This window comes from Psychroflexus sp. MES1-P1E, from assembly GCF_002836055.1.
In the GTDB taxonomy this organism is placed as follows: Bacteria; Bacteroidota; Bacteroidia; order Flavobacteriales; family Flavobacteriaceae; genus Psychroflexus.
Map to the genome: position 1 here is coordinate 1 of NZ_PJBS01000195.1, position 4,093 is coordinate 4,093.

Sequence of the window (4,093 nt, forward strand, 5' to 3'; positions counted from 1 at the left end):
ATTACAATAGTGGTCGTGGTTGGATCGTCCCCTTCTGTTTGTGCTGCTCCCGTTGGGAAATCTGGGTCAGTTTTATCGATATTTGATGTAGCATTGCCAGGCGATAATCCTATACTCCAATCACCGTTGGCATCTGTCGTTACAGTCTGAACTTGACTGAAAGAGTCAGTAATTTCAACATCAACATTTGGCATATCTGCTTCACTTGGCTCTTGAGTACCATTGCCATTTTCATCAAAGTATAAGTGACCGGTTAAAATCCCTGTTTCGAAAAAACCATCAATTTCATTAAACGTTTGTCCGCTTACGATAGTGGTCGTAGTTGGATCGTTCCCTTCTGTTTGTGCTGCTCCCGTTGGGAAATTTGGATCAATTCGAACAATACTTGATGTAGCATCGCCTACTGGTAAAACTAAACTCCAATCTCCATTAGCATCTGTTACCAGTGTGGTAACCACTCCAAATACATCCGTAATTTCAACATCCACATTTGGCATGTCTGCTTCGCTTGGCTCCTGAGTACCATTTCCATTTTCATCGAAATATAAGTGACCCGTTAAAGTCCCTGTTTCATAAAAACCATCTATTTCATTAAACGTTTGTCCGGTTACAATAGTGGTCGTGGTTGGATCGTCCCCTTCTGTTTGTGCTGCTCCTGTTGGGAAATCTGGGTCAGTTTCATCGATATTTGATGTAGCATCGCCTTTTGGTAAAACTAAACTCCAGTCTCCATTAGCATCTGTTACCAGTGTAGTGACCGCTCCAAATACATCCGTAATTTCTACATCAACATTTGGCATGTCTGCTTCACTTGGCTCCTGAGTACCATTGCCATTTTCATCGAAGTATAAGTGACCAGTTAAAGTGCCTGATTCATAAAAACCATCAATTTCATTAAACGTTTGTCCGCTTAAAATAGTGGTTGTGGTTGGATCGTCCCCCTCTGTTTGTGCTGCTCCCGTTGGGAAATTTGGATCAATTCGAACAATACTTGATGTAGCATCGCCTACTGGTACAACTAAGCTCCAGTCTCCATTAGCATCTGTTACCAGTGTGGTAACCACTCCAAATACATCCGTAATTTCAACATCCACATTTGGCATGTCTATTTCACTTGGCTCCTGAGTACCATTTCCATTTTCATCGAAATATAAGTGACCCGTTAAAGTGCCTGATTCGAAAAAACCATCTATTTCATTAAACGTTTGTCCGGTTACGATAGTAGTCGTGGTTGGATCGTCCCCCTCTGTTTGTGTTGCTCCTGTTGGGAAATCTGGATCGCTTTGGTCAATACTTGATGTAGCATCGCCTTTTGGTAAAACTAAACTCCAGTCTCCATTAGCATCTGTTACCAGTGTAGTGACCACTCCAAATACATCCGTGATTTCAACATCCACATTTGGCATGTCTGCTTCACTTGGCTCCTGAGTACCATTGCCATTTTCATCGAAGTATAAATGGCCCGTTAAAGTCCCTGATTCGAAAAAACCATCAATTTCATTAAGCGCTTGTCCGCTTAAAATAATGGTCGTTGTTGGATCGTTCCCTTCTGTTTGTGTTGCTCCCGTTGGGAAATCTGGATCAATTCGAACAATACTTGATGTAGCATCGCCTACTGGTACAACTAAGCTCCAGTCTCCATTAGCATCTGTTACTAGTGTAGTGACCACTCCAAATACATCCGTAATTTCTACATCCACATTCGGCATGTCTGCTTCGCTTGGCTCCTGAGCACCATTTCCATTTTCATCGAAATATAAGTGACCAGTTAAAGTCCCTGTTTCATAAAAACCATCAATTTCATTAAGCGTTTGTCCGGTTACAATAGTGGTTGTGGTTGGATCCGTTCCCTCTGTTTGTGCTGCTCCTGTTGGGAAATCTGGATCAGTTTTATCGATATTTGATGTAGCATCGCCTTTTGGTAAAACTAAACTCCAGTCTCCATTAGCATCTGTTACCAGTGTAGTGACCACTCCAAATACATCCGTAATTTCTACATCCACATTTGGCATGTCTGCTTCACTTGGCTCCTGAGCACCATTTCCATTTTCATCGAAATATAAATGGCCTGTTAAAGTGCCTGATTCATAAAAACCATCAATTTCAGAATAAGTTTCGCCAATCTCTACATTTTGAATCACCGTTGGATTTTCCCCTTCAGTTTGCTCTGCTCCCGTTGGGAATTGAGGATCGTTTTGATTTATTGTAGTTGTAGCAGTTCCAGCAGATACATTTATTGTCCAATCTCCGTTAGCATCAGTTGTCTCTATTGATGTTTGTCCAATTCCATCAACTATTTCCACATCTACGTCGGGCATATCGGGTTCAGTTGGATCTTGAATACCGTTACCATTTTCATCAAAATATAAGTGCCCAGATAAGGTTGCAATTTTGAAAAAACCGTCGATTTCATTAAAAGATTGGTTTATTATAACCGTTGTAGTTGTTGTGTTTGAGCCCTCTGTTTGTAAGGCATTTGGAAAATTAGGATCATTATCCACATCTGTTATGGTTACACCCGCAGGAACAACAGAGTTCCACTCGCCGTTGACATCAGTTTGAACAGTTATGGTCTCCCCTAAAGAGGTTGTAATATCAATGTTAAAATTGATAAAACCAGGCTCCCCCGGATCTTGGCTACCATTATTATTTAAATCGTCGTAAAGTAAACCTGAAACTTCTCCAGATTCAAAGAATCCATCATTTTCAAAATAAATTCCACCACTCACCACAAGAAAATCTGTTGGCTCTGTTCCTTCTGTCTGTGTTGCTCCCGTTGGAAATTGAGCATCGTTTTGGTCAATTGTTGCTGTAGCAGTTCCTGTAGATACAGTTGCTGACCAGTTTCCATCAGCATCGGTTGTTTCTAAAAATGTTTGTCCAATTCCATCAACTATGTCCACATCAACATTTGGCATATTTGGTTCAGTTGGATCTTGAATACCGTTACCATTTTCATCAAAGTATAAGTGCCCAGATAATTGTCCTATTTTGAAAAAACCATCGATTTCATTAAAAGATTGGTTTAATATAACTGTGGTAGTTGTTGGGTTTGTTCCTTCAGTTTGTGATACTCCGTTTGGAAAATCAGGATCACTTGTGTCAACTTCAGTTGTGGTTAAGCCCACAGGAACGGTAGAATTCCATTCGCCATTAGCATCGGTTGGTACAGTTATGGTATCCCCCAAAGAGGTGGTAATAATAATGTCTACATTTTCAAACCCAGGCTCTCCAGGATCTTGACTACCATTATTATTTAAATCGTCATAAAGTAAACCTGAGAGCTCTCCAGATAAAAAGAACCCATCGTTTTCTGTAAATAAGGGAACAAGTAAATTATCTGGAAGACTATTTATATCTATTGAAAGTGGAAATGTAGTTGGGTCTGTCCCTTCAGTTTGTGTTGCTCCCGTTGGGAAATCTGGATCGCTATTGTCAATATTTACATCAAATTCTCCAATCTTAACAATAGTCCCCCAATCACCATTAACATCTGTTATTACTGTCACAGAAGCTCCCAAAAAGTCTTCAATTTCAACATCAACATCTGGCATATTTGCTTCACTTGCATCTTGGGTACCGTTACCATTTTCATCGAAATACAAATGCCCTGTAATATTTTTAAAAAAAGCATAACCTGTTGGCACTTCTACTATTGTTTCATTTTCCACTATTATTCTGAAACCACCAGCGTCACCTTGCGTAACATCTAGGTTGTCTTCATAATTTTCTGTTTCATCACCAAAAGGTTGAATTAAATAAAGTATCCTCCCAGGTTGCATACTTTTAGACCAATTACCATTTACATCAGTAAAAACATCAGGCTTTATTGGAGTATTAGCAAAACCCCGAAAAAATTGAATTCTCACATTTTCCAAACCAGGCTCACCTGCATTTTGAATACCATTATTATTAATATCATAATAAACTTTACCAGTTATAGTTCCTGGATCTGCAAATCGTGCTAATAAGCTTTCAAAAGGATTCGGAAGAAAAGGATTAGAAGTATAAGATTTTTCTTCCTGTGCGAACGCTCCACTATTTATAAAAAGAAATATAAATAAAAATAGATAGGTTGGAGTAATAATTCTCA

General features: G+C 39.3%; 1 protein-coding gene. It reads right to left on the reverse strand.

Translation table 11 applies throughout. From position 1 onward, the window contains the following. On the reverse strand, positions 1-4,093 hold a 4,093-nt coding region (locus CXF67_RS18175), incomplete at both ends, for a calcium-binding protein (protein WP_102088375.1).